The sequence below is a fragment of the Stenomitos rutilans genome (assembly GCF_059505485.1).
This window is the reverse complement of the sequence record NZ_JCACKR010000090.1, coordinates 309397-335288: the sequence shown is the minus strand read 5'-3', so window position 1 is coordinate 335288 and position 25892 is coordinate 309397. Positions and strand designations below refer to the sequence as shown.

At 49.5% G+C, this 25892-nt stretch carries 20 protein-coding genes; 5 read left to right on the top strand and 15 right to left on the bottom strand.

Features of this window, described 5'->3' with window-relative positions; genetic code table 11:
* Nucleotides 1-16: 16 nt before the first annotated feature.
* The 6 genes from AC5JLP_RS17605 to AC5JLP_RS17580 all read right to left on the bottom strand — a co-directional run bounded on the left by AC5JLP_RS17605 (nt 17) and on the right by AC5JLP_RS17580 (nt 8535).
* Entirely contained in the window at nt 17-970 is a 954-nt protein-coding gene (locus AC5JLP_RS17605; protein WP_496069235.1) for a glycosyltransferase family 2 protein, read from the bottom strand.
* A 69-nt stretch (nt 971-1039) separates the two neighbouring features.
* Nucleotides 1040-2095: a glycosyltransferase gene (locus tag AC5JLP_RS17600; protein WP_496069234.1), complete on the bottom strand. Its 1056-nt coding sequence runs from the start codon at nt 2093-2095 to the stop codon at nt 1040-1042.
* 80 nt (nt 2096-2175) lie between these two features.
* Entirely contained in the window at nt 2176-4086 is a 1911-nt protein-coding gene (gene hepA / locus AC5JLP_RS17595) for a heterocyst formation ABC transporter subunit HepA (protein WP_496069233.1), read from the bottom strand.
* Nucleotides 4087-4163: 77 nt separating this feature from the next.
* Nucleotides 4164-5078 carry a heterocyst development glycosyltransferase HepC gene (gene hepC, locus AC5JLP_RS17590; protein WP_496069232.1) on the bottom strand — a complete coding sequence of 305 codons (915 nt, stop codon included), beginning with the start codon at nt 5076-5078 and terminating at the stop codon, nt 4164-4166.
* A 97-nt stretch (nt 5079-5175) separates the two neighbouring features.
* Nucleotides 5176-7374 carry a GumC family protein gene (locus AC5JLP_RS17585; RefSeq protein ID WP_496069231.1) on the bottom strand — a complete coding sequence of 733 codons (2199 nt, stop codon included), beginning with the start codon at nt 7372-7374 and terminating at the stop codon, nt 5176-5178.
* An 84-nt stretch (nt 7375-7458) separates the two neighbouring features.
* Nucleotides 7459-8535, bottom strand: a complete 1077-nt coding sequence (locus tag AC5JLP_RS17580) for a glycosyltransferase (protein WP_496069230.1) — start codon at nt 8533-8535, stop codon at nt 7459-7461.
* 913 nt (nt 8536-9448) lie between these two features.
* On the opposite strand from AC5JLP_RS17580, the gene AC5JLP_RS17575 reads away from it, so the two are divergent.
* Entirely contained in the window at nt 9449-10900 is a 1452-nt protein-coding gene (locus tag AC5JLP_RS17575; RefSeq protein ID WP_496069229.1) for a polysaccharide biosynthesis/export family protein, read from the top strand.
* A 16-nt stretch (nt 10901-10916) separates the two neighbouring features.
* On the opposite strand, the gene AC5JLP_RS17570 is transcribed toward AC5JLP_RS17575, so the two are convergent.
* The 3 genes from AC5JLP_RS17570 to AC5JLP_RS17560 all read right to left on the bottom strand — a co-directional run bounded on the left by AC5JLP_RS17570 (nt 10917) and on the right by AC5JLP_RS17560 (nt 13850).
* Nucleotides 10917-11804 (bottom strand): class I SAM-dependent methyltransferase, encoded by an 888-nt coding sequence (locus AC5JLP_RS17570; protein ID WP_496069228.1) that lies wholly within the window; start codon nt 11802-11804, stop codon nt 10917-10919.
* Between the two features lie 503 nt (nt 11805-12307).
* Nucleotides 12308-13150: a ribosome biogenesis GTPase YlqF gene (gene ylqF, locus AC5JLP_RS17565; RefSeq protein ID WP_496069227.1), complete on the bottom strand. Its 843-nt coding sequence runs from the start codon at nt 13148-13150 to the stop codon at nt 12308-12310.
* 160 nt (nt 13151-13310) lie between these two features.
* Nucleotides 13311-13850, bottom strand: a complete 540-nt coding sequence (locus tag AC5JLP_RS17560) for a nuclease-related domain-containing protein (RefSeq protein WP_496069226.1) — start codon at nt 13848-13850, stop codon at nt 13311-13313.
* A 178-nt stretch (nt 13851-14028) separates the two neighbouring features.
* On the opposite strand from AC5JLP_RS17560, the gene AC5JLP_RS17555 reads away from it, so the two are divergent.
* Nucleotides 14029-14850 carry a M90 family metallopeptidase gene (locus AC5JLP_RS17555; RefSeq protein ID WP_496069225.1) on the top strand — a complete coding sequence of 274 codons (822 nt, stop codon included), beginning with the start codon at nt 14029-14031 and terminating at the stop codon, nt 14848-14850.
* A gap of 6 nt (nt 14851-14856) precedes the next feature.
* On the opposite strand, the gene AC5JLP_RS17550 is transcribed toward AC5JLP_RS17555, so the two are convergent.
* Together AC5JLP_RS17550 and AC5JLP_RS17545 are read right to left on the bottom strand one after the other, a co-directional pair.
* Nucleotides 14857-15432, bottom strand: a complete 576-nt coding sequence (locus AC5JLP_RS17550) for a Uma2 family endonuclease (protein ID WP_496069224.1) — start codon at nt 15430-15432, stop codon at nt 14857-14859.
* Nucleotides 15433-15457: 25 nt separating this feature from the next.
* The gene (locus AC5JLP_RS17545; RefSeq protein WP_496069223.1) at nt 15458-15862 is read right to left on the bottom strand and encodes a universal stress protein; all 405 of its coding nucleotides are present in this window, start codon (nt 15860-15862) and stop codon (nt 15458-15460) included.
* 68 nt (nt 15863-15930) lie between these two features.
* Between AC5JLP_RS17545 and AC5JLP_RS17540 the strand changes: the two genes are divergently transcribed.
* Both AC5JLP_RS17540 and AC5JLP_RS17535 read left to right on the top strand, forming a co-directional pair.
* A complete protein-coding gene (locus tag AC5JLP_RS17540) occupies nt 15931-17151 on the top strand; it encodes a phosphoglycerate kinase (protein ID WP_496069222.1) in 1221 nt (406 codons plus the stop codon).
* Nucleotides 17152-17543: 392 nt separating this feature from the next.
* Nucleotides 17544-17846 (top strand): 2Fe-2S iron-sulfur cluster-binding protein, encoded by a 303-nt coding sequence (locus tag AC5JLP_RS17535; protein ID WP_496069221.1) that lies wholly within the window; start codon nt 17544-17546, stop codon nt 17844-17846.
* Between the two features lie 168 nt (nt 17847-18014).
* Here AC5JLP_RS17535 and AC5JLP_RS17530 read toward each other — a convergent pair whose 3' ends face one another.
* The 4 genes from AC5JLP_RS17530 to ileS all read right to left on the bottom strand — a co-directional run bounded on the left by AC5JLP_RS17530 (nt 18015) and on the right by ileS (nt 24279).
* Nucleotides 18015-18359: a HepT-like ribonuclease domain-containing protein gene (locus AC5JLP_RS17530; RefSeq protein ID WP_496069220.1), complete on the bottom strand. Its 345-nt coding sequence runs from the start codon at nt 18357-18359 to the stop codon at nt 18015-18017.
* On the bottom strand, nt 18340-18690 hold the full coding sequence (locus tag AC5JLP_RS17525) for a nucleotidyltransferase family protein (RefSeq protein WP_496069356.1): 351 nt from the start codon (nt 18688-18690) through the stop codon (nt 18340-18342). The genes AC5JLP_RS17530 and AC5JLP_RS17525 overlap by 20 nt, the downstream gene beginning before the upstream one ends.
* A 252-nt stretch (nt 18691-18942) precedes the next feature.
* The gene (locus AC5JLP_RS17520; protein ID WP_496069219.1) at nt 18943-20958 is read right to left on the bottom strand and encodes an ATP-binding protein; all 2016 of its coding nucleotides are present in this window, start codon (nt 20956-20958) and stop codon (nt 18943-18945) included.
* 303 nt (nt 20959-21261) lie between these two features.
* Nucleotides 21262-24279: an isoleucine--tRNA ligase gene (gene ileS / locus AC5JLP_RS17515; protein ID WP_496069218.1), complete on the bottom strand. Its 3018-nt coding sequence runs from the start codon at nt 24277-24279 to the stop codon at nt 21262-21264.
* Nucleotides 24280-24722: 443 nt separating this feature from the next.
* Here ileS and AC5JLP_RS17510 point away from each other — a divergent pair, with 443 nt between their 5' ends.
* A complete protein-coding gene (locus tag AC5JLP_RS17510) occupies nt 24723-25604 on the top strand; it encodes a M48 family metalloprotease (RefSeq protein ID WP_496069217.1) in 882 nt (293 codons plus the stop codon).
* The last annotated feature ends 288 nt before the right edge of the window (nt 25605-25892 follow it).

Below are 25892 nucleotides of genomic sequence, written 5' to 3'. Positions count from 1 at the left end.
ATTAGGGTCAGAAACATTAGAGTTTTACATACGAATTGAAGAGTGCCGCGATACCCGCAGTAAGACGGACTCGACGACCTAAATAGGGCTGTTTCCACAGCATCCAACCGATATGTCGGAGCAGGGTTTGATCGTCTGCTTGCGCCGCATTTTGCAGCATGTGTTGTGCGTAATGAGACATGCGATCGCGAAAGTGATTTTCACCTGTGGTACTGAGTCCTGCATACTTGAGGACGGTTTGTTCAATGGCTTCTAATTGCTGCCAAAAATCGGCCTGTCGCCAGGTTTTATACTGATAGTTTTGATCGTGCTGGTTGTAATACAAAAGCTCAGGACTTTCGATCACCAGCGACGGATAACGAGCGCAAATCCGCGCAAAATATTCCAGGTCACAAGAGTAAGGAAATTGTTTGTCAAAGCCGCCGATCGCATCCACAACAGCACGGTGCACCGTTACACCAGATGGCGTGGTCGGAGTATGCATCACGGCCCAAGCTCCGGGTGCCGCCAAGCGATAGCGAAACGCTTGATCCAGGTGCGAGTCAACGGAGCGGTGGGCAATCAGTGCGGGTTCACCGACGATGGTGCAGGCGCGTCGAATGGTGGCAAGTGCAGTGGGTGCCACGCGATCGTCATCGTGAATGATACAAATCCAATCCCGTGATGCAACCTCCAGGCAACGATTCCAGGTTTTGACCATGCCATAGTTGGATGGGTTGGGCACCAGTTTGACAGCATTCAGGTTACGCAATGCGTCCGTTGTGCCATCCTGCGAACCGTCGTCTACAACCAAAAGCTCGTCTTCTGGTGATAGTTGGGGAAGCAATTGCTGCACCAGCGCAACGACTGACTCACAGCGGTTGTAGGTAGGAATGGTGATCGACAACGGGGCGGCTCCTGCAAACGCAAGAGAACCTGCGTGGTCAGACAGCGCTTTAACCTGGTTTAAGTGAGCATCAATGGGGGGCATAGTCTCTCCTACAAAAGGGGCTAGGAGGGGAGGGAAAAGTTTTGAGTTTTGAGTTTTGAGTTTTAAGGGTTAGACCAGGACGCTTTTCAATGTTCTAGCGAGGGTGTTGGTAAAGGTATCCAGGTTATATTTCGTTGCGCAGAGATGGCGACTACGATCGCCTATCGCTGAAGCTTCTTCAGGGTTTGCTAATAAATAGGCGATCGCCCGTTGCCAACCTTGAACATCTCCTGGTTCAACCCAGAAGCCAATGCCTTCTTTTTCAATATCTAGTTCAATGTGTGAGTTGCGCGTCATAATGACGGGTTTGCCAACAGCCATTGCATCCAACAGGCTGGTCAAACCCGCTAGATTGTTGGTGCTTGTGAGTGGAATGGCGATCGCAAAGGCGCGGTGATAAGCAGCTAAGATTTCCTGGTAAGAAACGGCATTGTGGGCTGAATGACTGGCATGAATGGTGATGCGATCGGGTAAGTTTTTGAAGGTCGGGGCTGTATGGGCAGAGCAGTAAATTTGAAGTGAGCAATCAAGATGAAGCAACGCGTTGACTAATGTGTCGTGATCGCGCTCGGTTTTGCCAGCGCTAACAATAAAAGGTGCTTGATTCGCGCTCAAAACGGTTTCTTGTTCTAGCGCTTCCGGTTGCATCTGATCATAGAACGGTAAATCGGCTCCCCATTCAATTAAGTCCATTTTTTTGTGAATTCTTGGGGTTTGAGCGAAGGGTTCCATAATGGTTGGACTCAGGCACAGAAGTCGATCGTGCCCCTTGAGAAAAAGCGTCTCTTTGAGTGTGTGGTTCAGGGGATGATGAATGAGAGCCACAATCGGTTTGTGAAAGAGGCGGAGCGATCGCAGTACCGACAGCAGAAACGTTGTCGTCTGGCAGGCAGAATACACCACATCAAAATCAGCGCGATGAAACAAAACGCGTAGCTGCTGGTCGAGATGATCCCCTAAGCCTAGTTTGCATCCAATTTTATTCAAGAGCTTCAAGGTTTGATAGGGAACGATTTCCACTTCAATACCATGCTTGGCAAGATGCGTTGCGCCCCAAAGATGATGTCCGGGATACTCGCCGTTTTGCCAGCTTTCCCAAGCCTGATCCATTGGGTAGTTGTTCATAAACAGCGCTTTCATAGCAGACGATGCGGGGTGTAATGCGTCAAGGCTTGGACAATCTGGTGTATGAAAATGAGTTTGAATTAGAACGCTTCAGGGGTTGTAGTCGCCGCGATCGCAGAAGGGCTGGCTTGGGCTTGATCACCCATTTCGTACTGCATCTGGTGATAGTTCCAGAGTTTGCCGCGCTGCTCTAGCAATGCTTGATACGGCCCTTCTTCGACGATGCGCCCCTGCTCCATGACGACAATTTTGTCTGCTCGAATAATGGTGGAAAGACGATGGGCGATCGCCAGCACGGTGCGTCCTTCTGCCAGCTTTTCGAGCGATGCCTGAATGAGCCGTTCGGAGATGGAATCCAGAGCGCTGGTGGCTTCATCAAGAATCAAAATTTCTGGATCGCGGAGAATGGCACGGGCGATCGCAATCCGCTGGCGCTGCCCACCTGAGAGCCGTACCCCACGATCGCCGAGGCGAGTATCAAACCCTTCTGGCATGTCCTGAATGAACTCCAGCGCATTTGCCAGTCTGGCGACTTCAATAATATCTGCTTCGGTCGCATCTTCACTGCCATAGGCGATGTTGTTGCGCACCGTGGTGTTAAAGATGAAGGTGTCTTGACTGACGATCGCAAAGCGCCGCCGCAGCGAGTTAGTCTGGAACTCTCGCAGGTCAACGCCATCAATGAGAATGCTGCCTTTGGTGGGGTCATAGAAGCGGGGAATTAAATCCACGAGCGTTGTTTTACCTGCTCCAGATGCACCAACCAAGGCCGTCATTTCACCCTGCTTGATGGTCAAGTTGACGTTGGTAAGGACGAGCTGTTCGGGATCGTAGCCAAAGTCAACCGATCGGAAGGTAATGGCCTGCTGTAAGCCCGGAAAGGGACGATGCCCACTCTTCAGGTACGGCTTGTTGTGGGTATCTAGTAATTCTCGAATATTGTTGAGCGATCCCCAAAAGCCGCTCATCGCCGCGCGACTGCCATTAATTTCATGCACCGCAGGCACCAGGCGAAACAGAATAAACAAGAACGTCAGCAACGACGCCGTTTGCATAATGCCGTTTGTGACAAAGACGGTCAGCGCCAGGATGATCATGCCAATCAGTACCGTTGTGGCTAATCCTTCTGCCAGTGGCCTCACGAGCGCATAGCGTTTCGATGCCAGTAGTGAGGCTTCTACAACCTCACCACTGGCTGCGTAGAAGCGCCGCCGCTCAAAGTCCTGGGTTGCAAAGGCCTGGACGGTGCGAATGCCGTTGATGAACTCCATCGCGATCGCGGTAAAGCGACCGTTTGCCGTAGACACGCCTGCACTGGCCTGCCGAATGTATGTAGTGAGTTGAGAGATGCCGACTGCTAGCAAAAAGAACAGCGTCAGCGACACGATCGAGAGTTGCCAGGAGAGCCGAAACATCAGAAACACGTAGACGCTCAGCGTCAGGCTACGGGTGATGATGAATGACAGCAGGCCAAAAGCCGCTTGCAGCCGACCGATTTCACTGGTAAGCGTGTTCAGTAGCTCACCCGCATTTGTTTTCGAGAAATAGCCAAGGCTCAGGGCTTGCAGTTGCTCAAAAATTTGTTTCCGCAGGCGATCGACCAGCTTTTGCTGGGTCAACTCGGTATAAACCTGCGTTAAGTAGTTAAAACCTGCACGAATCCAGGTGGCCGCCAAAATCAGTGCTGAAACCCGATAAAGGCGATTGGTCGATGACTCATTAACCCCTAGAATCCATTGATCAAACCAGCCTGCACCTGTTTGAAAGGGTGGTGCATCGGGGCTGACCAAACTTTGTAAGAATGCCAGCAGAAAGCCAAAGCTAAACCCTTCAAAGGAAGCTGCCCCAATGGCGCACCCGATCGCGATCGTGGCTACGAGCGGAAAATGCTTGAACTCACGCAGGATCGTGTGGTTTTCTTGCCAGAATGTCGTGGCTTTCAGCGTGTTTTTGAGCGATCGTTGGATCGGCGCAGGAAGTCTTAGCAGCATGAATTCTCGGTAAAGTGGTTGCCGTTGCCTTCATTGTCAATGGAAGCTGAAGCGTCAGCAAGCGCGTCCACCTGAGTTTAGAACGCACCAAACCCTGAAAGCACTTTTGGCACGGTCAGCAGCAGGATTTTGAAGTCTTGACGAAGCGACCAATCGCCGAGGTAGCGTAAATCAACCCGATTCACGGCATCCAGATCCCGCAGGTGCGATCGACCCGTCACTTGCCAGATGCCCGTGATGCCAGGAAGGGCGTTTAAGCGTTGTTGGACAGTCGGGCTGAGGCGCACCGCATCATACAGTGCCCAGGGACGCGGACCGACCAGGCTCATCTCGCCTCGCAGCACATTAATGATCTGTGGCAACTCATCCAGGCTATATTTCCGCATCCAACGACCGATCGGCGTGACGCGAGGATCATCTTCGCACTTGTGTAGACCGACCTGATGCCCCATGACCTGATGGTGATACAACTCTGCACCCGTCACCATCGTGCGGAATTTGAGAATCCGAAAGAGCTTGCCGCGTTCACCCACACGCCACTGACTGAAGAAAATAGGCCCTGGAGATTGTAGCAGCATCAGCCCGCTCAGTCCCAGCATCAGAGGCCCGATGACCAGCATGAGCAGCACTGCTACACTCCAATCAACGATGCGCTTCAGCCACCATTTCAAGCGGCTTTGCTTTTTGGGCAGAGAAGCTGTACTGGGTACGCTCAGATAAGCAGCTTTGTTGGTTTTCGCGCAGGCATCGGCCCACATCGCCAGGGACGCCTCGCCGATCTCAGGTGCAAGCTTTACCAGGTGAATAGGCGATCGCTCCAGGCACTCTGCTAAGAGTTGTTCACTATCCAAAGCGGTCAGGGGTGGAGTCGTCGGCTGAGGAGTCAGCGTGAGTAAGAGTTGTTTCTGCCGCCATGTGAGCGCGTAATGGGCTGCGCGATCGCGGTGAGTTTTGCCTTTTGTAGCCTGCTGGGAAAGGAAAAGGGTAGACATAATGGGGACTTTTGGGGGTTAGAGTGCCGTTTGACTAAGCCGTTGTTACCCAGGCGGTAAGTGCCGTTGTTACCCAGGCGGTAAGCGTTTGATCCATCTACAGGGGGGCTAATTGTCCTTTTCGCTCGTAGGAGACGTAGTGATTGGTCGTCAGGTCAGAGCCATTTGCAATGACACCAATCACGTTGAGTTTGCTCAGAAGTGCCGTTGCTTGCGTTAGTTCGGCACGGGTGACATGACCAATCCGCCCAACTAAGACCACGCTGCTGCAAAATGACGCAACCAGCATGGCATCGACAATGCCCAGCACTGGCGGCGCATCGATGATGATAAGGTCATAGGCTTGCTCCAGTGCCTGCATCAAATCGCCCATGCGCTCGGCACTTAAAAGTTGGGCAGGGTCGGTGGGCGCTGGCCCAGACGTGAGAATCGACAGGGGAAGATCGGTATAGCGATGCGATGGCTGCATTTCGCTGCTTTGCCGGAAAGAGGTTTGCCGGGTTAGCAAGGTGGAAAGCCCATAGCCATTCGGCAGGTCAAGCTGCTGATGCAAGCTAGGGCGACGCAGATCGGCATCAATGAGCAACACACGCTGATGCAACCGAGCAGCGCTGATAGCTAACCCAAGGGCGATCGTCGATTTGCCTTCACCTGCCAAAGCAGAAGTGACCACCAGGGAACGTAAGCCAGCCGCACTGGGTAACAACTGGATATTCTTATAGATCAAGTCCAGGGATTCACGAAAGGGTTGCCAGTGGACGACCTGCATCGTAGATGGCTCAGGGAAACCAGCCTCACGGAAGGGCACTAGCGCCGCCAGCCCCTCCTCATGCTGGAGTGCTGGCACCATGCCTAACAGCGGCACATCCACCTGCTTGAGATCATCCGGCGTATGCACGGCATCGTCCATCGTGTCTCGAATGAAGGCGGCGACACTGCCCAGCATGAGGCCAGCAACGGCTCCCAGCAAAATGTTTTGCTTCAGGTTAGGGCCAATTTGTTTGCCAAGCTTAGGGTCTTCTACCACTTGCCAGTCAAAGCCACCGCGCGCAATTTCGAGGGCAATATCCTGGCGGGCTTTTAGCAGTTGCTGCAAGGTGTTGCGTCCGATCTCCACCTTGGGCTGAAGGCGACCGTACTCTGCCAGCAGACCGGGAAAGCGTCGGAGTTGTTGCTGGAGCGATCGCTCTGCTTCACTCAGACTTTGGGCACGCCCCTGCAACGCTGACAGGTTCACTTGAGCATCGACCAGGGCACTCGCTAGGGTGAGATCGGTGGCGCTCAACTGCCCGACGCTCAGCCCAGACTCACCTGTGGTATTGACCTGAGCAGCATTGCTGCCCAAAACTCTCCGTACTTCGGTTGCTAGGAGGTCGCGTTGGCGTTGGCGCTGGTCGATCGCCTGTTGCACATAGGGACTGGCGGACTTGAAGCGCAGACGTTGTTGCGCGATCGCCAGCTCGCTTTTCTGAATTTCGTTCAGTAGGCTCTGATAGCGAGATGATTGGCTCAACCGGGCTGCGATCAGTGCCTGTTGAGGCGACAGCGCGAGTTCCTGTTGCAGCGTTTGATAGCGACCCTGCACTTCTCGCATTTGCGCCTGGTTGCTTTGCTGCTCTTTTTGCACACCGCTCAGTGCATCGATCAACGCCTTCGACTGCACTTCCGGATCGACCAAATTCTGGCTTTTGCGGAACCGCTCCATCTCATTCTCAGCGCGATCGACCTGCTTTTCTACCAGCGGCAGTTGCTCATCGACAAACGCTAAGCCGCGAGTCAACCGCAGCTTTTGTTGCTCTCGGTTGTAGTCCTGATAAACGCGCTGGACAGCTTTGAGTACTTTCTGCGTTTTTTCCGGGTCGTCGCTGGTGTAGACCACCTGAAAAATTTTGGTCTTCACCTTGTCTTCTTCAACCTGAGTTAAAATCAGCGCCTTTTGAAGTTCTGCCGCCTCAAGTTTGGGGTAATCAGACTGTAGTAAGGCCACCGCTTTTTGCAACAATTGAGAACTTCGCATTTGAGTGAGCTGCGTTGAGTAATCCACTTCAACGGTGCTGTCGGCGAACTGATTTTCGGCTCCGGCTCCAGAGTCTTTCTTGCTTTGATAGTTAGGCTCTACTAAGAGCTGCATCGAACTTTGGTAAAGCGGCTTTTTGAGCAGAGTGTAAACCGTAACCGTTGATAGAACGCCCAGAAAAATTCCGATCAGCCAAAGCCTTCGGCGAAATAGAGCAACGACTAGTTGCCCATAACCTGGATCAGATTCAACTGTGCTGACGACATGACCAACAGTCACAACTACCACCCCTCTTATAACCCATCGAATCGACAAATCGGCTTACTGCCGCAATCTCGTGTCAGTAAAAAAGCTTGAGACCCATTAGATTGCTCCAATAACATGCTCTACTTTGCCAAAAAAGGCTTCCTCTGAAAAATGCCTTAATGCATGTTCTCGAATGTTGCGATAATTCCACTTAATCGCATTAGCTTTTAGGAGCGCTGACTGCACGGCCTCTGGCGATTGACGATTAAATAAGATCCCTGTTTCACCAGGAACCTGAGTGTCTAGAACGCCGCCCGCCCCGTAGGCAATGACGGGTGTACCGCTGGCATTTGCCTCAACGGGCACAAGACCATAATCTTCTAACGCTGCTACAATCACTGCGCGCGCTTTCGACATCAAATGGGTGCGATCGACATCGCTAACGTGCCCTAGAAAGCGAATATTACGCATCGCTTTTGCCTCTAGACGTTTTCGTTCGGGGCCATCGCCTGTAATGAGTAATGGCAAACCCAACCAGTTAAACGCTTCGATAATAATGTCTGTGCGTTTATAGCTAATCAGCCGAGCCGAGGTGAGGTAAAAGTCTTCTTTTTGCCCAGAGAACACAAATTTGCTGCTGTCGATCGGATAGTTAATGACCATTGCAGGCTTGCCATAAACGGTTTCAATACGTTTTGCGACAATGCTTGAATTGGCAATATAAAGATCCGGTTCTTGAGAGTAGTTTAGATCCACTTTTCGCATCTGCTGAAAGATTTTTTCTAGCAGTGGATACAGCTTTCTAAACGTCGTGTATTCCCGCAGGTAATTGCGGGTATCCCACAGAAAGCGGGTAACGTTATGGCAGAAGCAAATGTGATGCGCTGTAGGGCGCTTACGAACAGCTTTCGCAAAGCTGCTGCTGCTGCTGATAATGAGATCGTAGTCTTGCAGATCCAGCGATCGAAAGGCTGGGAAGTAGAGCGGAGCCAGCAGCCTAAAGTGCTTGCTAGCGCCGGGAATTTGCTGCAAAGCCGTTGTGTGCACCAGTCGATCGTGGAGATCAATGGTGCGTTCGGCATCATACAGCGACGTAAAAATATCCGCTTCAGGGTAGCGTTTGCAAAGCAGTTCAAAAACGCGCTCTGCCCCACCTCGTTGGGTTAGGTAGTCATGCACCAAGGCAATTTTCATAGCTAATAATGTGACGCTGTGGTGACGAACTCAATCTCTGTACAGTGGCTCAACTCACGGCATAATCGCGATTTTGCCAAACTGCTTTAGGCGATAAAGTTCAAAGCTCCTGTGATGGTCAAGGTCGAATCGGAGAACAGATGAACTCGTGGACTGCATTCGATCGCGATTGATCGACGATGGGCAGGTTCAAGCACATCAACTTTAAGCGCATCAACTCAAAAGGAACTACCAGCAGAAACCAACCTGGATTGCGTTAAGTATTCATTGATGCAGAGAACGTCAGTAAGGAAACCTATGTCACTAGCTAACGTTGACGATTACTCCAATCGCTAAACTTAACAAAGCGTAAAGAATACTCAGGGACAAAGCATCTCCCTTGAGGCTTAGATTACCAAATCTTTCCAGAGAAATGTAGTGTTGCTATTAGCCGTCACTATAGTAAAAGCGACCAGACACGACAGTTTGATTCAATACTAAAACGCAGAAATAGTAAAGCATATTTTTTGTGACTCCCCACAAACTCTACGTGTCAAGGTGTAAATCTTATACCTTTTAAGGCGTTTAATTACGGATCAATTCTACCGCTGCTGCTACCCGAAAATGAACTATGATGGCTAAAGTAGCGGAGCTGCGTCGATCTGATGGCAAGTAACGCATAGTTTTATGTGGTATCAAAAAGTTGGTGTTTGCTATAAAGCTAAAGCACTTTAAAAAAGAGATTTTTTTCGCTAGTGGGTGTCCAATCACTTAAATCGACATGCGAAGCTTAATCACGCAAATCCATTTTTTCCAATTAAGGAACTTTCAGCTTCCTATCTTCGTCTTTACGAACTTAATCTAGTCTGTTAAGACACAGTGTACGTCCAGGTTTGGTGCGATCGTGTCATCGCTGTCCTAGTCAAGTAGGGTTATGGTGCAAGTTTCGTCTGCCATTGTCATCGGGTTACTTCTGCTGCCATCTGCAAGTATGGCTCAAGTTCCTAATCGCACATCAAATCCTTCCGTAGCGCCGACAGTTGAGGCGTCGCAAAGCCTGACTGAGGATGGGTATTTGCTCGGTTCTGGCGATCGTGTTCGCATTGATTTTTTCAACGTACCGGAGTACAGCGGCGAATATTTGGTGTTGCCTAATGGTGCAGTGAATCTACCCCAGGTCGGTGCCGTTGTTGTGCAGAACAGAACGTTAAAACAAGCATCCGCCGCCATTGCTGCAAAGTATGAACCGTATTTAACGCGACCGATCGTCACCATTGGACTACTGGCGGCGCGACCACTGCGACTGGCGATTGCGGGTGAAGTGAATCGACCGGGCACCTACAATGTGCAAGCGGTTTCAACCAATGTTGATACTGGGGTTCCCAGCGTGACACGGTTAATTCAATTGGCTGGAGGTGTCACCCAGTCCGCCGATGTTCGACAGATTGAAGTCCACCGCCCTCGTCCTTATAACGTGGGTGCGGATGAGATCATCAAGGTAGATCTGTGGCAGCTTGTGAGCACAGGCAACTTGCGACAAGATCTGCGCTTGCAGGATGGTGACAGTATTTTTATTCCATCGGCAACCACAACCAATTTGGCAGAAGCTCAGCGGTTGGCGGCTGCTACGTTTGCGGCTCCCAGCGATCGCCCTTTACGGATTGCAGTAGTGGGCGAGGTGAACCGTCCCGGCCCCTACATTCTGACACCTGACCAAACTAACCCAACCAATCAGCCCAATGGTTCGTCTTCTAATCCACTGCCGACCAACGCAAATTTGAAGCTTCCTACGGTCACGCGGGCGATTCAGACGGCGGGTGGTATCACTCAAGCTGCCGATATTCGGCGTGTAGAGATTCGACGCACGACGCAGGCCGGTGCGACCCAAACCATCAACGTTGATTTTTGGAGCTTGCTGCAATCGGGTGATCTGCGCCAGGATTTACCCTTGCAGGAAGGCGATACGATCGTCATTCCTACTGCAACGGCTCTGAACAACACCGAAGCGACAAAAATCGCGGTCGCTAGCTTTGCGCCCGATCGCATCACCGTAAATGTGGTCGGTGAAGTGATTCGTCCTGGTCCTGTTCAGGTGCCACCCAATACGCCCCTCAACCAAGCATTGCTGGCAGCGGGTGGCTTTAATAATCGCGCGAAAAAAGGTGAAGTGACCTTCATTCGGTTGAATCCGAACGGCACTGTGGCACGACGCGATGTTGATGTTGATTTTGCTCAGGGCTTAAACGACAAGACTAATCCCGCAATGCGCAACAATGACACGATCGTCGTGCGGCGATCGGGCTTTGCCGCTGTGACGGATACATTGGGTTCGGTGCTGTCGCCGATCGGCGGTGTGTTCAGCATCATCAACCTGCTGGGGTTTTGAGCTAAGCGTTATGGTGTCAAACCTGACGTACAGCAACGCACATTAACGACAACGCCGCATCCGCAGAATAGGGATTAAGACCAGAGAGCAATTGTCCGATGCGATAACGCCAGTGAGGTGGGTCGCCGTACACACCGTTCAAGGCATCAGCGCCGATCGCATTGTTATGAGGATAAACATTCACGCGAAAGCCCATTGGTTCTAGCGTTTGATGAAACAACGCTGAGGTAACGCCATGACCTGGCTGATGATGCACTTCCGTTGCCAATGCCTTTGATCGCTCTTCGTCAGGAGCGTCTAGGCTGCGTAGAAAAAAGCGATAAATAATTCCCAAACGCATCTTGTAAAGCAACAGCCCTAATCCTTTGTAGTCCCAGGCGGTCAGTTGTGGCTCATGGTCAACGACTAAAATGCCGCCAGGTCGGACTAATCGTGCCGCTTCCGCCAAAACGGTTTCCATATCATCGCAGTGATGCAAACTGGCATTGATTGCCACAACATCAGCAAACTCTGAAACCAGTGGCAGGTGATGAGCGTCAGCCAGTAAGGGCGTGTAACCGAGCTCTTGCGCCATTTTCAATGAACCCTGGGCAACATCGACCCCCAGTAATAACGTTGGTTTGCCACCCAGGTTTGCGTAGAGATTGCCCGGACCACAGCCGATGTCTACTACAATCTTGTCGTCCCAACTGCCGGCGGCGGCATACCAACGCTCCCTAAATGCACGATCGCGGTGACAAGCTTCAAAATAAGTTTTTGCCCATTTAGGATTGCTGAAGTAAACGCGATTGGCCTGCACCGAAGGGCTATCAGGAAGAACGCATGCTGGAATATCAGCTTCAAAACTGACCTGGTGATCCGCAACGAGAAACGATTGTAAGCTTAACTGCTGCTTCGTATGCATTAGTAAAGTACCTTTATATATAAAAGTTGAGGGTTTGAGAGAGCTAAACATAAGAATGTCTCTCTGGAATCGCTGATCAGAGCACGCCTTAGAAACAAATCCAGCTTTGATGTTGATTAATGTGCATGCTCAAAATCACACCGATCTTGATGTCTACACGAAGTGGTTAAAACCTGTAAAGCGCTAATGGAAGACGCTAGCGAAAAGCTTCTTGCGCAATCATACTGAAGGTCAGGAGAATTTCTGTAAAGAATGAATAAAGATGTCCCATTAATCTATAAACTTGTCAACTATTAAGAAATCTATCTAATAAGCAAATAGATGCAATTAAACTGAGCCTGTTGAATTGCCCAAACCACCCTCTCTCAACTTGCAAGAGAGAACCGGAATCGAATCTTCTTGCTCCCGCTCTGGGAGAGTGCTTGGGGGGAGAGCGTTTCGTCATCAACCAAGCCCTGATCGTTAGATCTTTCTACGGCTACTCAATGTTGTTGGCCTTTTCGTTACAGCAGTGGGTGCTCTAGCGCGATCGCGCCTAATACACCTGTCCGAAAGTCATTCAGCAATTGCCGTGCAGTCCGTTCGACGTCACCCTGGTGCCGACGGGCTGCCAGTTCATGTAAATAGCTTTCACCTGTGAGCGTCTGTGCATCCAGGCTGTAGCGCGTTTGCAAGACGGACTCGATCACCAAATCCTTGAGCATCTCCACCAATGCTGCCGCGACCCGTTGGTTGTCATACGCCGCTTCACCAATGTCATCGCAAATCGCCAGCTTAAGTGCAGCATCCTGATTATAGAGTCGGGATGGCAATACTCCAGGTGCATCCAACAGTTCAATTTCGTCAGAAATTCTGACCCAGCGTAATTGCTTGGTGACCCCTGCACGACGAGCGCTGTCCACCACACGTCGCTTCAGCAAACGGTTGATGAGTGCTGATTTGCCGACGTTTGGAAAGCCAATGACAACGGCGCGCACAGGTCGGGGTAACATGCCTCGATCGCGCCGACGCTGATTCATCTGTTCCCCTGCTTTTTGAGCGGCTTGCAACACCGTCTCAATGCCTTTTCCATGTTGAGCATCGGTGAAGTACGGTTCTTCGCCCTGCGATCGAAACCATTCCGTCCACTGTTGCCGCGCATATGCAGGGATCATATCAATCCGGTTCAGCACCAGTACTCGCCCTTTGCTGCCTAACCACTGCTGCACTTGAGGGTGCTCTGTCGTAAGAGGAATCCGCGCATCTCGCACTTCCAGCACGACATCAACCCGCTTGAGCTGCTCCATCAGCGCTTTTTCGGCTTTAGCGATGTGTCCGGGATACCACTGAATCGAAGGCGTTGTCATGGGAGAAGCCACATAAACGTTGAGCAAGAAATTACATTCGCTCTAGCGATCGTAGCTGACTGAGGAGAGTTTCTTTGCCAAAGACATAGACATGGTTGATAGGATTTGCACTAATTTCAACCTTAGCAGCGGAAAAAACAACGATCGGGGTTACGCTTCGTCACCCTTTTTGCTCTTTCATCGCGATCGCCTGCTGCTTGGCTTGACTCAAAAAATCTTTCTCAAAAGGATATCTTTTCTTGCCGTACTGTCGATAGAGCTTGCCGTCCTGACTGCTAACCTGCCCTTTGTGCGATTTGACATCGATCGTGTAAGCGCGCTTTTTGGGTGAGAGCAAAAAGATGTCGATGTCTCCCAGACGACGATCACGAATGCCATACTCAAGCTGCCATCCCTCGCTGCTTAATGGTGTCAACATCGCGGCAATGTCTTCCTCCCCTTTTGCACCCTGATCTGCATGGTTGGCGCGTTTCCAAAGAAATAACCCACTCCACAGCGTTAAGGCTGCCATGCTGAAGCACACTAGATATAACCAGGCAGGCACGACAATCGCTGTATTTGTAATGACTGCTAACTGTTGGATAAAGGCTTTTCCTGCAAAGGGCAGACAGGCTAGCAGTGCAGTTGCGATGAAGAGTTGAATAGCTTTGAAGCGCCGCCTCAGCGCCATTTTGCGAATATTGTTGCCAGCACGAGACATACAAAAGAACTCTTAGGACGGTGAAGGTCTCTTTTACAGTGCCCTTTTATATATGACGATCGTCAGGGGAGAGTATAGATCTGCCTGAGCGATTGGCGTTAATGTCGCGGCTTTAACCATCGGGCTACAGTGGATTGATGAGACGCATAGATCCAGCCACTTTCTGGTCAGCACCGCTATGGTTCAAACCATTCTCTTTTTATGTGGGTTGGCGATCGTCGTTGGCTTGATCTTGGCGGCACCGCTGTTTAAGCGCCTGAGACGCAATCACATTCGCGATCGCCCGTTTCCTCCTTCATGGCAGAAAATCCTTGATCGCAACGTCCCTCTGTATAGCTGTCTGCCCGAACCACTGCAAAAGCGATTACGGAGTTACATGCAGATCTTTTTGGCAGAAAAAACTTTTACAGGTTGCGGTGGCTTGAGTATTACCGATGAAATGAGAGTGACGATCGCTGCCCAAGCCTGCCTGCTGTTGCTTAATCAAAACGAACGGTTTTACCCAAGACTCAGCGCTATTTTGGTTTACCCAGGCGCATTTGTGGTGAATGCCACACAATCACTAGGCGGCTACGTGGTGCAAGAGAAGACCGCGAGACGGGGCGAATCGTGGGATCGGGGTCTGGTTGTGCTGTCTTGGGATAGCATCCAGTACGATACGATGCACGAGCACGATGGTCATAACGTGATCCTCCATGAGTTTGCCCATCAGCTTGATCAAGAAGATGGCACGGCTGATGGAGTACCTTTTCTTGCGTGTGCTACCGATCGCACCACTTGGGCACGTGTCTTTCGGCAAGCATATGAGCAATTGCAACGCGACGTGCAGCGTGGAGCCAAAACAGTCCTGGATGCCTATGGCGCAACCGCTCCCGCAGAATTTTTTGCAGTAGCGACGGAAACCTTCTTTGAACGAGCTGAACTAATGCAGCGCTATCATTCAGAACTCTATGATGTGCTGCGAAACTACTACCAGCTTGATCCTGCCCATTGGAGCTAGCCTTAATCAACCATCATGGCTGGATGGGAGTGGCACATCTTCGTAAAGCAGCGCGATCGGGCAGCGAAACGTAATGCTCGTCAGCTCAACCTCATCGCCAGCCAAATAGTGCGTCAACTCCCATTTGCCTGCTTGATTCAGCCGAAAGCACTCAACGCTAACCTGCTCAGCATCAATCAGAACGTATTCTCGAAGCGTTTTGATAGTGCGATAGTGGGCAAATTTTCCACCTCGATCATACGCTTCGGTACTGGGTGAGAGCACTTCAACGATTAAGCAAGGATGCTCAATAAACTCAATCGCTGTGCGATCGCGCTCATCACAACTGACTGATAGATCAGGGTAGTGAAACGGTCCCTTCTCTGTAATGCCAACCTTAATATCAGAATTAAAAACGCGGCAACCACTTCCGCGAAGATGCAGCTTCAGGGCTGTTGCCAGATTTAACGCAATGGTGCCATGAGGAATCGTGCCGCCTGTCATGGCAAACACTTCACCGTTGACATACTCGTAACGACATTCCTGCTGCTGCTCCCAGTGCAGATACTCTTGCGGTGTCAACTTCTGGAAATGTGCAACCATTGCTCTTTAGAAGACACAGCGTTGTCTAAGGCACAATCAGTACGGGACAGGGCGATAGGTTAATGACACGGTTGGTGACACTATCCGAAACGCCTTCATCGGTAAGACCCAAGCCACGACAGCCCATCACAATTAAATCGGCATCGACTTCATCAGCCACATCGCAGATGGTGAAGGCGGGTTTCCCTTCGCGCTCGATCGCGTCGGCTTCAATTCCTTGCTGAGAAAACAAAGACTTTGCAGTGGTCAAGAGTTCGGCGATCGCCTCTGGCGAAGACATAGCATCACTCGTGCCATCTTCAGCAGGTGGTTCAACCACTGACAGCAGAATCAAGCGACTGTTGTGAATTTTGACTACGCCAGCCACGGTTTCAGCCGCCTGCTGCGATTCGCGGCTACGGTCGATCGGAAAAAGTACAGTCTTGAACATGGTAGTTATGACCGGAGGGACGTACTTCGGTACAATAGGTAAAAAGACTCATTTAGGAGGTTCTTTCGGTGCCTAAGAAGACTCTAGCAAGTTTATCATCCTCTGATTTGTCTAGTAAGCGCGTCCTCGTGCGGGTAGATTTTAATGTTCCTTTAGATGACCAGGGCAACATCACAGACGATACACGCATCCGTGCTGCTTTGCCAACGATTCAAGACCTGTCTTCTAAAGGTGCAAAGGTTATTTTGGCAAGTCATTTTGGACGACCCAAAGGGGACGATTATGCTGCTCGCGTGACCGACAAGTTTCGCCTAACGCCTGTTGCCAAGCGCTTGTCTGACCTTCTAGGTAAGCCAGTCGTAAAAACAGACGACTGTATTGGCGATGATGTGGCGGCTAAAGTGGCGGCTCTCAAGGATGGTGATGTTCTCCTGCTAGAGAATGTGCGCTTCCATCCAGGTGAAGAGAAAAATGATCCCGAATTTGCCAAGCAATTGGCATCGGTAGCTGACCTGTATGTAAACGATGCGTTTGGCACCGCGCACCGCGCCCATGCATCTACCGAAGGCGTGACTCATTATCTCAAACCCTCCGTGGCTGGTTTCCTGATTGAGAAAGAACTGCAATTTTTGCAAGACGCGATCGAAAACCCCCAGCGTCCCTTGGCGGCGATCGTGGGCGGTTCCAAAGTCTCCAGCAAAATCACCGTCATCGAAACCCTGTTGGATAAAGTAGACAAGCTTCTGATCGGTGGCGGCATGATCTTCACCTTCTACAAGGCGCGTGGTCTCAGCGTTGGTAAGTCTCTGGTGGAAGAAGACAAGCTGGAATTGGCAAAAGCACTGGAAGCGAAAGCCAAAGAAAAAGGCGTTGATTTGCTCCTGCCTACTGATGTGGTCGTTGCAGACAATTTCGCGGCTGATGCAAATGCTCAAACCGTTAGCGTTGAAAGCATTCCCGACGGTTGGATGGGTCTGGATATTGGTCCCGACTCCGTAAAAGTCTTCCAGGATGCGCTTTCCACCTGCAAATCGGTGATCTGGAACGGCCCAATGGGTGTGTTTGAGTTTGATAAATTTGCGGTGGGCACCGAGGCGATCGCCCGCACCCTCGCAGACCTCACCAAAACAGGTACAACAACTATCATTGGTGGTGGTGATTCCGTTGCAGCCGTCGAGAAAGTCGGCGTTGCTGAGCAAATGAGCCACATTTCTACGGGCGGCGGTGCCAGTTTGGAACTGCTGGAAGGCAAAGAATTGCCCGGTATTGCAGCGCTGGATAATGCCTAAATGATGATCTCGACTGCAAGGGGCGATCGTGCCGCTTTTTGCCCTTAGCTGGCTAACTCTCAACTAGTATCTTCTACCCATAGCCTTCACCATTGTGGCTTCTTCTTTGAAGAAAAGCACTGTATACGGTGAGGGCTTTTTGTTGCAGAGAGTGCCTGAGAAGCAGAGTGATCGCGGAAATCCATCTTTTTGCAGACCGTATAAGAGTTCAAGGGCTACCTCTCGGCAGAGAGGTCACAACAGTCCCTGAGCTAATCTTTGCAGTGAAAGCGTCATTTGCACATTAAATTTGCTTTCTCACCCACCTTTACTTTCGCCTGTTGGTTAACCGCTTCGGCAATGAATCAGACTTCCTTTTTCTCATTCAAGATGTTAATTAGAGGTTTACCGTTATGGCGACAACATACAAGATCAAGCTCACAAACGAAGCAGAAGGCATTGACCAAACCGTAGACGTTCCCGATGATGCGTACATCCTTGAAACGGCAGAAAATGAAGGGATGGAGTTGCCCTATTCTTGTCGGCAGGGCGTATGTTCTACCTGTACTGGAAAGTTAGTTGAAGGCTCTGTTGATCAATCAGAACAGTCATATTTGGATGAAGATCAAATTGCGGCTGGCTATGTGTTGATCTGTGTGTCTCATCCCACCTCTGACTGCACGATCGAAACTCACAAAGAGGAAGAGTTGGTCTAGCTGGTGAAAAAGATAGGCATTTCTACTTGTGTGTTTTGAGGAGAAATGCCTGATTGCTATTCTGTGAATCGTACCTGAACTTTGGATGTGTCAATTCTTTTACTGCCATTGAACTGTGATGGGATTGCAATTATGCTCTCTATGCAGTAGCAATCTAAGCGTCAAAGTTTATGGATATTCATGCTCAAGTATTTTTCTGATTTCTGCATTGAGTGCAGGGATTTTGTTAACGACCACGTCCCATACGATATCGTAATCAACGCCGAAGTAGCTGTGGATTAATCGATCGCGCATTCCCGCCAGTGCGCGCCATTCAATCGCATCGTATTTTTGTCGCAGCGCGTCAGGAAGTTGTTTCACTGCCTCACCGATTACTTCAATGCTCCGAACAAACGCGCGTTTTAGGGTCTCATCCTGTACGAAAGTTAGTTTACTGAGATTGTCAGAACTGGCTATGAGGTAAGCCGTTTCATCGAGAATATGCTGCAAATACTCACGAGCCGATGGAGACATACTCCACCTCGTCTAAGATGCGCGGACCGATGTAAGGGCTGAGTGATTCGATCGTGATGAGGTCAACGCTTCTACCAAAAAGCTCTTCTAAGAAAAAAGACAAGTGCATGAAGTTATCAAAGGTTTTTTGGTCTGGCTCAAATGCAACTAGAATATCAACATCACTTTGTTCATGAACGTTAGCATCACGAACAAACGACCCAAAAATACCGCACCGATTGACACCAAACTGCTGTAGTTCTGGTTGATATTTCTGAAGAAGAGACAACACTTGAGCTTTTGTTTGTACAGACATTGTTGGCAAAAGAGCCTGTTTATATTTTGTATTCATCACGATTTTTTCTATGCTCCAGAAGGCTATAAAGCATCATCATTGTGAAAATACCAGTCCAATACTTAGGAGATTAATGAATTAATTCAGCATCTTCCAGATATCTTTCAGATATAATGAATCAGCTTGATGCTGTTGACATATAACGCCTTCAAGAGCTGCATTGATATAAATCTTAAAAAATTGAGTTTACTACTCATCGCCTTAGAAATCTTAATGGTCTATTCACGCTAGTGGTGGAAATTTTTATAACTATAACTTAGCGATAGAATCCTCAAGCCTCTTCAGACTTCTACGATACAAAGCCATATCAGCGACATCAAAATCTTTTGCGTGAGCATCGAATCTATCGTTGATGACATTGCAATCCTGTTCAAACTGTTTTTGGTCTCCGAAGACTTTTGCAAATAATTGCCATTCCTTAGCTATTAATTTAGATAAGTCAGTCCAATTGAACTTCTCAATTATCTCGTCTGCACTAAGATTCGCAATTTTTCGATCGCTTGTTCCCCCAATAATCGCAGAAATTCTTGAAGCTGTAGAAGCCTTATTTTTATCCATCAAAGAGTCGTACTTTATAAAGTTTAAGGAAACTTGGCGGAGCTTTTTTTCAAGTAAGTTACGCCGTCTACTAATTAATGCAAGCTCTTCTGCCCATTCTCCAAGTTCACTGGAAACAGTATCAAGTTTCTTGACTGTTTCCGAGGTAAATATCTCAGTGGAATCCTGCCTTTCCAGATAAAGCTTTAATCCTTCTCTCATTATCAATCCTGATATTTCGTAGGCGCTGTCGGGTGTGCCGAATTGAGTAGGCTTTGATATAATTCCATATTTTTCTAAAACTGAAAGATAATATTTGGGAACTATTTCAGCACTTTTTAAACTACATAGCTTCACATACTTCTCTAATTCATGATGAACGCTAAAAAGATGAGATAGTGCAACTTGAGCAAGCGTCGCACCTTCATAGCTGACGAATTCTTCTAACAATTTAGATACTTGTTCGAACTCAAGCTTTAAGGGGCGTGAAGCAATTTCAGTTCTTCGATGAATATAAGAAGATGCTTTTCGAACCCAATAGGGCATATCTGCACATACTTCTGCAATGCTCTCTAAACCATTCTCGTCAAATTGTAGACCGGCATGACGTGCTAACCGTTTCAGCATGGCTACTGTCGCGCCACGCGGAAGTGGAGAGACATACTCTTCGGGAACAAAAGCTAATGCTGCATTCTCAATCCCCTCGATTGTTCCAGCAGCGAACCATCTACTTGAGACTCCACTTACTAGTAGCGAGAGCATGGAATTATGTCTCAGCACCTCCTGATAAACAGCTCTTAAATTACGCCAAAATATATTAAAGTCACCCTTCCAAATATGACTAGTAGGACTACTTGGAGTAATGTAATCTACTTCATCCATAAACAGAATTATTGGACGGTCGCTATCTAAAATTAATTTTTCTAAATCCTTAGCGCAAGCTGAAATTTCAAGCTCGCTTGTATTGACTTCCACTGCGCGATATATTTTTTGCTCCTTTTGGCAAGATTTGATGGCATCTGCAATTGAAGCCATTAGTTGAGCTGCTCCCATTTGCCAAACCATGTCTTTGGAGCAGTCAATCATTATGCATACACAATCATGATTAGCCTTAGTTTCATTGATAATACGATTAAGAATTGATGTTTTACCGATCTTGCGAATTCCCAAACAGGTCCTAATCTGACCTGTTTGCAATTTACGTGCTAAATCCTGTGCTTCAGAACGTCGCCCATAAAATTGTGCGTCATCAGATACTGGACCCGTTACATCAAATGGATCGTGAGAGAATAATTCAAAAGCTAGATGTCTTTGAAGCTCTTCGCCTGCTGGTATAGTATCCGCAGCTAATACTGGAAGAATGGCTAAACCAAGTTCTCGCCCCCAATTCTTAAGCTTCATGTTGCCTCTTCTATCCTTATGCACAATGATTGCAACTGTGGATTCGAGTCTGGCTTCGGAGCTACTGATTAATTTATTAGCAAATTTGATTGTCCGCACCTGTTGATCTGGGAAATTAGAAAACAGCATCAGCAACTCTCGATCAACAGCCAGTGAAGCTGCCAATCTCTTCGAAGGTTTTGCGAAAGCTACTCCATAAACCCCATTTTCATAACTCTGCACTTCTTGAAACGTAAACTCAAGAATACCTCGAGCACTATTTTTGAACTTATCCATCATCCCGTTGATTTGTCTATTAAGAGAATTAGAATTAGTTTTAGATGTCATAGATATGGTTGGTTTTTTGGGTTTCGAAAAGATTATGGGTATTGTACTAAAACACAAAACAGATCTGGCAGTCCAAAAGCTTTCTAAGCCTAAAAATACTAATGCCTACTGCCCATGAGCCTTAAATCAAACTCCTCCAGGTACGTTATGTCGTATGCAGAAACCTTCGTAAATTTCTCTGCATTGAGTTATATCCAGCTAGACCGACTTGGTTCGTTAGATTAATTTTGGTCGTCGATGATCAAAATACCAATCTCAATTGCGACTTTTGCTTCAGTCTAGATTAATTATCTTTTGTCGTCTTCAAAACTTTCCTTCCAATGCGGGAATGCAACGTTCACACAGAAGTGGATGGTCTTCTGAATCGCCGACGTGGGTTGAGTAGTTCCAGCAGCGATCGCACTTTTTGCCATCTGCATCCACCACGCCAATTTGAAGAGCGTTCGTTTGAGCGCTATATTTCAAGCCGTCCAAGCGTTCCGTAGAGTCTAAAAGTTCCACTTGAGACGTAAGAAACAGGTAGCGCAACTCATCCACGCCATTCCCGCTCAAGCTATCGGCAGGATTGAGCGTTTGCAGGGTTTGCTTGAGTTGAGCATCCGTGGTGTACAGCAGCAGTTTGGCTTCTAGAGAAGAGCCGATCGCCTTGTCAGCGCGAGCTTTCTCCAGCACCTTATTAACCTCATCGCGGCTTTGGGCAAGCGTTTGCCATTTCGTCGCCAGATCTGGTGCACGCCACTGATCCTTCAATTTAACCCAACCCGCCTGGAAGACTGATTTGTGAGGCGTAGTATACGGCAGCGCTTGCCAGATGTCTTCTGCCATGTGGGAAAGCACGGGCGCGATCGCTTTTGCCAAATTTTCGAGGGCGATCGCTAAAACAGTTTGGCAACTGCGACGACGGGGAGAATCTTCCGCACTGATATACAGCCGATCTTTAGCGCTGTCTAGATAGAAGTTAGACAGATCAACCACGCAGAAGTTGAGCACGGTTTGAAAGAAGCGGAAGAACTGGAAGCTATCAAAGGCATCCGTTACTTCGCTGAACACTTCGGTCATGCGATGGAGAAGATAGCGATCGAGTTCCGGCAGTTGCTCATAAAGAACCGCCTTTTTAGCGGGATCAAAATCATGCAGATTCCCCAGCAGAAAGCGCGCCGTGTTGCGGATCTTGCGATAAACATCCGCCATCTGCTTCAAAACCGTTTTGCCCAGGCGCATATCTGAGGAGTAATCCACCGACGATACCCACAGGCGCAGCACGTCAGCACCATAAGGTGGTTCTTCTTTCTGGTTTTTGCCACCATTGATAATGACTGTTGGATCAACGACATTGCCGAGGGACTTACTCATCTTGTAGCCCTGCTCATCCAGCACAAAGCCATGAGTCAGGACGGTCTTGTACGGTGCGAATCCATTCACGGCCACGCTGGTCAGCAGGCTGGACTGAAACCAACCGCGATGCTGATCAGACCCTTCGAGATACATGTCAGCGGGGTAGGCAAGTTTTGTTCGCGTAGCGTTCCCGAAGGGAATATTTTGAGTTTTGAGTTTTGAGTTTTGAGGTGTGCTTTGCGCCGCTGCACTAGAGAGTTTTGAGTTTTCTGGTAACTCATCACTCGAAACTTTGAACTCATCACTTTCCAAAACCGCTGCCCAGGAAGAACCGGAGTCAAACCACACATCCATCGTGTCGGTGCCTTTGCGATAGCTGCGGCCATTGGAGCGGTAAGGTTCTGGCAACAGTTCTTCAACGGGCAGTTCCCACCAGGCATCGGAGCCTTTTTCAGCGACGATCGCCTGCGCAAACGCGATCGTTTCCCGGGTCAACAATGGCTCTCCAGTCGCTTCGTCATAGAAGACGGGAATGGGCACACCCCAACTGCGCTGACGCGAGATACACCAGTCCGATCGCTCGGCGACCATTGGCGTGATGCGGTTTTCGCCCTGAGCAGGAATCCAGCGCACGTCTGCGATCGCCTTCACGGCTTGATCGCGAAAGCCTTCGACCGAGGCAAACCATTGTTCTGTAGCGCGAAAGATCGTTGGCTTTTTGGTACGCCAATCGTAAGGATACTTGTGGACGTAGGGTTCTTCTTTCAGTAAGGCTTTTGCGTCTTGTAACGCAGCAATCACCGCTGTATTGCCGTCGCCCAGCACATTCAAACCCGCAAATTGTCCCGCTTCTTCGGTGAAGTTGCCATCATCATCGACGGGTGCAAGGATGGGCAAACCGTAGCGTTGGCCGACAATATAGTCATCCTGCCCGTGTCCTGGCGCAGTATGCACCAAGCCTGTGCCAGCTTCTGTCGTAACGTAATCACCGCCGATCACGATTTCGCTGCGACGGTCAAAGAGGGGATGCTGATACGTCGTATGCTCCAGCGTTCTGCCCACCATCGTTGCTTGCACCGTCAGCGTGGTGCCGAGGACTTCGGAGAGGCGATCGACCAGATCCTTCGCCACGATCAGGTACTTAAACCGACCAAGCGCGTTTTCGCCCACTTCCACAACCGCGTAGATTAGCTCTGGGTTCACGCTCACGGCAAGGTTCGCGGGGATTGTCCAGGGAGTCGTCGTCCAGATGGCAACGCCCAATTCGCCCGTACCCATAAAAGAATCGAGACCCATCATCAGCGCAGGCGAAAGCTGCTTGACTTCAAACGCGGCGTAAAGACTCCGTGAGGTGTGCCCTTCGGGATACTCCAGTTCCGCCTCTGCCAGCGCCGTTTTAGAACTGGGACTCCAATACACAGGCTTCAAGCCCCGGTAGATGTAGCCTTTGAGCACCATTTGCCCAAACACGCCGATTTGTGCAGCTTCGTATTCGGGCTTCAGCGTTAGGTAAGGATGCTCCCAGTCGCCCCACACGCCGTAGCGCTTGAAAGCCTGTCGCTGCTCGTCAACAGTTTTGAGCGCAAATTCTTTTGCTTTCTGACGTAATTTGAGCGGTGTTAACGCTTTACGCTCCTCAGATTTAAGGGTTTGCAGCACTTTTAGCTCGATCGGCAACCCATGACAGTCCCAACCCGGCACGTAGCGCACTTTCCGTCCCCGCAGCAGGTGATATTTGTTGATGATATCTTTCAGCACCTTGTTGAGCGCGTGCCCCATGTGCAGCGAACCGTTGGCATAGGGTGGCCCATCATGTAACACAAACAATTCGCCTGGGTTCTCCTGCGATAGCTGCTGGTAAAGCTGTTCCGCCTCCCAGAATGCCTGTAGTTCCGGTTCCCGTTTGCTTGCGTTGGCGCGCATGTCAAAGTTGGTCTTGGGAAGATTAACAGTGTCTTTGTAGGAGCCGGGTTCTGTCACAGTCATGGAATTGAAGACTAGAGGTTAGGGTTCGATGCGAATGAATAGAAGCTTGAATATTTAGCGTTGGCGCATAGCTGCAACAGATGCGTCAGATGCTATAAGTGATACTTGTAGTATACGTGTAGTATACGTGTAGTATAACAGTTGACCATGCAAGACCGCTACCTCGACGCTTCAAGCTAAAGCTTACTACCGTTGGTCAGTGATCTGAAGCTTCAAGTTTAGCGAATCACGGTATTGCAGACCTAAACCGCAGCGGTAATTTATTGGGGAAAGCGAGAGCGCTGCCTTTGCGAGTGTAGGGTTTTGGGTGTTGAGAATGCTAATGAAAATGGCGGTGAGAGCGCAAGTTCATTCACTGGATAGAGACAATACAGCTCTGAATTTGAGACTCTAATTGGAACGCTAATGCCGTATTCGTTATTTGTTCTCGTTAGGAAGCATGTATGGTTGGTATCAATGAAATCAAAACCGTCGGACTGTTAGGCTTACTGAGCGGGATCTTTGTACTCGCTGGTTACTATCTAGTCGGTGACGAGTCCGGTCTTTTGTTGGGATTAGGGATTGCTGCGGTTACTAGCTTTAGCTCCTGGTTCTATTCGGACAAAGCCGCCTTAGCCGCTTATCAAGCGCAACCGATCGCCTGTGAGCAAGCGCCGGAACTCTACGATATGGTGGCTCGTCTCAGCGATCGCGCGGGCATTCCCATGCCCAAGCTATTTGTCGCGCCGACCAAATCTCCAAATGCGTTTGCTACAGGGCGCGATCCTAACCATGCCACGATCGCGGTGACAGAAGGCATTACTAAACTGTTGACTACTGAGGAGCTAGAAGGCGTGATTGCCCACGAACTGACTCACGTTAAAAACCGAGATACACTGACTCAGGCTGTTGCTGGCACTGTAGCAGGAGCGATCACCTACTTAGGACGGCTGCTAAGTCTGGGTGCGCTGTACGGCCCTGTCACCCGTGACGATCAACGGGGGGCTAATCCCTTTGGGTTGCTGTTTCTCATCATCCTGGCTCCTCTGTCTGCAATGTTGCTCCAGCTTGCCATTTCTCGGACGCGTGAATTTTCGGCTGACCAGGGTTCCGCCATGATTACAGGCAATCCGATCGCGCTAGCCCATGCCCTTGAGAAACTGGAAGCTGTGGGTCATGAGATTCCCATGCACGGCAACCCGGCGATGTCTCCGCTGCTGATTGTCAATCCGCTTTCAGCACAGGGCTTACAGGCGTTATTTCGCACGCATCCTGCAACCGAAGAACGAATTCGTCGGCTGATGGAGTTGGCTCAACAGCAGCAGGCTGATCCGGCGTTCGCCTAAGCGTCTTGTCCTGCTGAAAGTGGAATAAGCACCGAGAATCATTGGCAGAGGGCACTTGATCCTGGTTAAGTTGCCCTCCTTGAGGCCGACATGCTTGAAAGAGAAAGCCGATCGCAGATACAAAACTCAACTGAACCCGTCTCATAAACGCGGTTGAGAAAAACCAAAGCTTTAGATCATTGGGAGTTTAGAGCCTTGTGATACCGATTTAAAGAATGATAACTACAGATCGATTGCTGGGTAGGGTCAAGGCAATGCCTTGACCCTACAGGGTGTGCCGCATTTTCA

Coding starts and splice junctions, on each gene's coding strand:
- AC5JLP_RS17605 (WP_496069235.1), bottom strand. CDS start 970: ATGCCCCCCATTGATGCTCACTTAAACCAGGTTAAAGCGCTGTCTGAC.
- AC5JLP_RS17535 (WP_496069221.1), top strand. CDS start 17,544: ATGGCGACAACATACAAGATCAAGCTCACAAACGAAGCAGAAGGCATT.
- AC5JLP_RS17525 (WP_496069356.1), bottom strand. CDS start 18,690: ATGAATACAAAATATAAACAGGCTCTTTTGCCAACAATGTCTGTACAA.
- AC5JLP_RS17520 (WP_496069219.1), bottom strand. CDS start 20,958: ATGACATCTAAAACTAATTCTAATTCTCTTAATAGACAAATCAACGGG.
- AC5JLP_RS17555 (WP_496069225.1), top strand. CDS start 14,029: ATGGTTCAAACCATTCTCTTTTTATGTGGGTTGGCGATCGTCGTTGGC.
- AC5JLP_RS17510 (WP_496069217.1), top strand. CDS start 24,723: ATGGTTGGTATCAATGAAATCAAAACCGTCGGACTGTTAGGCTTACTG.
- AC5JLP_RS17530 (WP_496069220.1), bottom strand. CDS start 18,359: ATGTCTCCATCGGCTCGTGAGTATTTGCAGCATATTCTCGATGAAACG.
- AC5JLP_RS17580 (WP_496069230.1), bottom strand. CDS start 8,535: ATGAAAATTGCCTTGGTGCATGACTACCTAACCCAACGAGGTGGGGCA.
- AC5JLP_RS17575 (WP_496069229.1), top strand. CDS start 9,449: ATGGTGCAAGTTTCGTCTGCCATTGTCATCGGGTTACTTCTGCTGCCA.
- AC5JLP_RS17600 (WP_496069234.1), bottom strand. CDS start 2,095: ATGAACAACTACCCAATGGATCAGGCTTGGGAAAGCTGGCAAAACGGC.
- AC5JLP_RS17545 (WP_496069223.1), bottom strand. CDS start 15,862: ATGTTCAAGACTGTACTTTTTCCGATCGACCGTAGCCGCGAATCGCAG.
- AC5JLP_RS17560 (WP_496069226.1), bottom strand. CDS start 13,850: ATGTCTCGTGCTGGCAACAATATTCGCAAAATGGCGCTGAGGCGGCGC.
- hepC (WP_496069232.1), bottom strand. CDS start 5,078: ATGTCTACCCTTTTCCTTTCCCAGCAGGCTACAAAAGGCAAAACTCAC.
- ileS (WP_496069218.1), bottom strand. CDS start 24,279: ATGACTGTGACAGAACCCGGCTCCTACAAAGACACTGTTAATCTTCCC.
- hepA (WP_496069233.1), bottom strand. CDS start 4,086: ATGCTGCTAAGACTTCCTGCGCCGATCCAACGATCGCTCAAAAACACG.
- ylqF (WP_496069227.1), bottom strand. CDS start 13,150: ATGACAACGCCTTCGATTCAGTGGTATCCCGGACACATCGCTAAAGCC.
- AC5JLP_RS17570 (WP_496069228.1), bottom strand. CDS start 11,804: ATGCATACGAAGCAGCAGTTAAGCTTACAATCGTTTCTCGTTGCGGAT.
- AC5JLP_RS17550 (WP_496069224.1), bottom strand. CDS start 15,432: ATGGTTGCACATTTCCAGAAGTTGACACCGCAAGAGTATCTGCACTGG.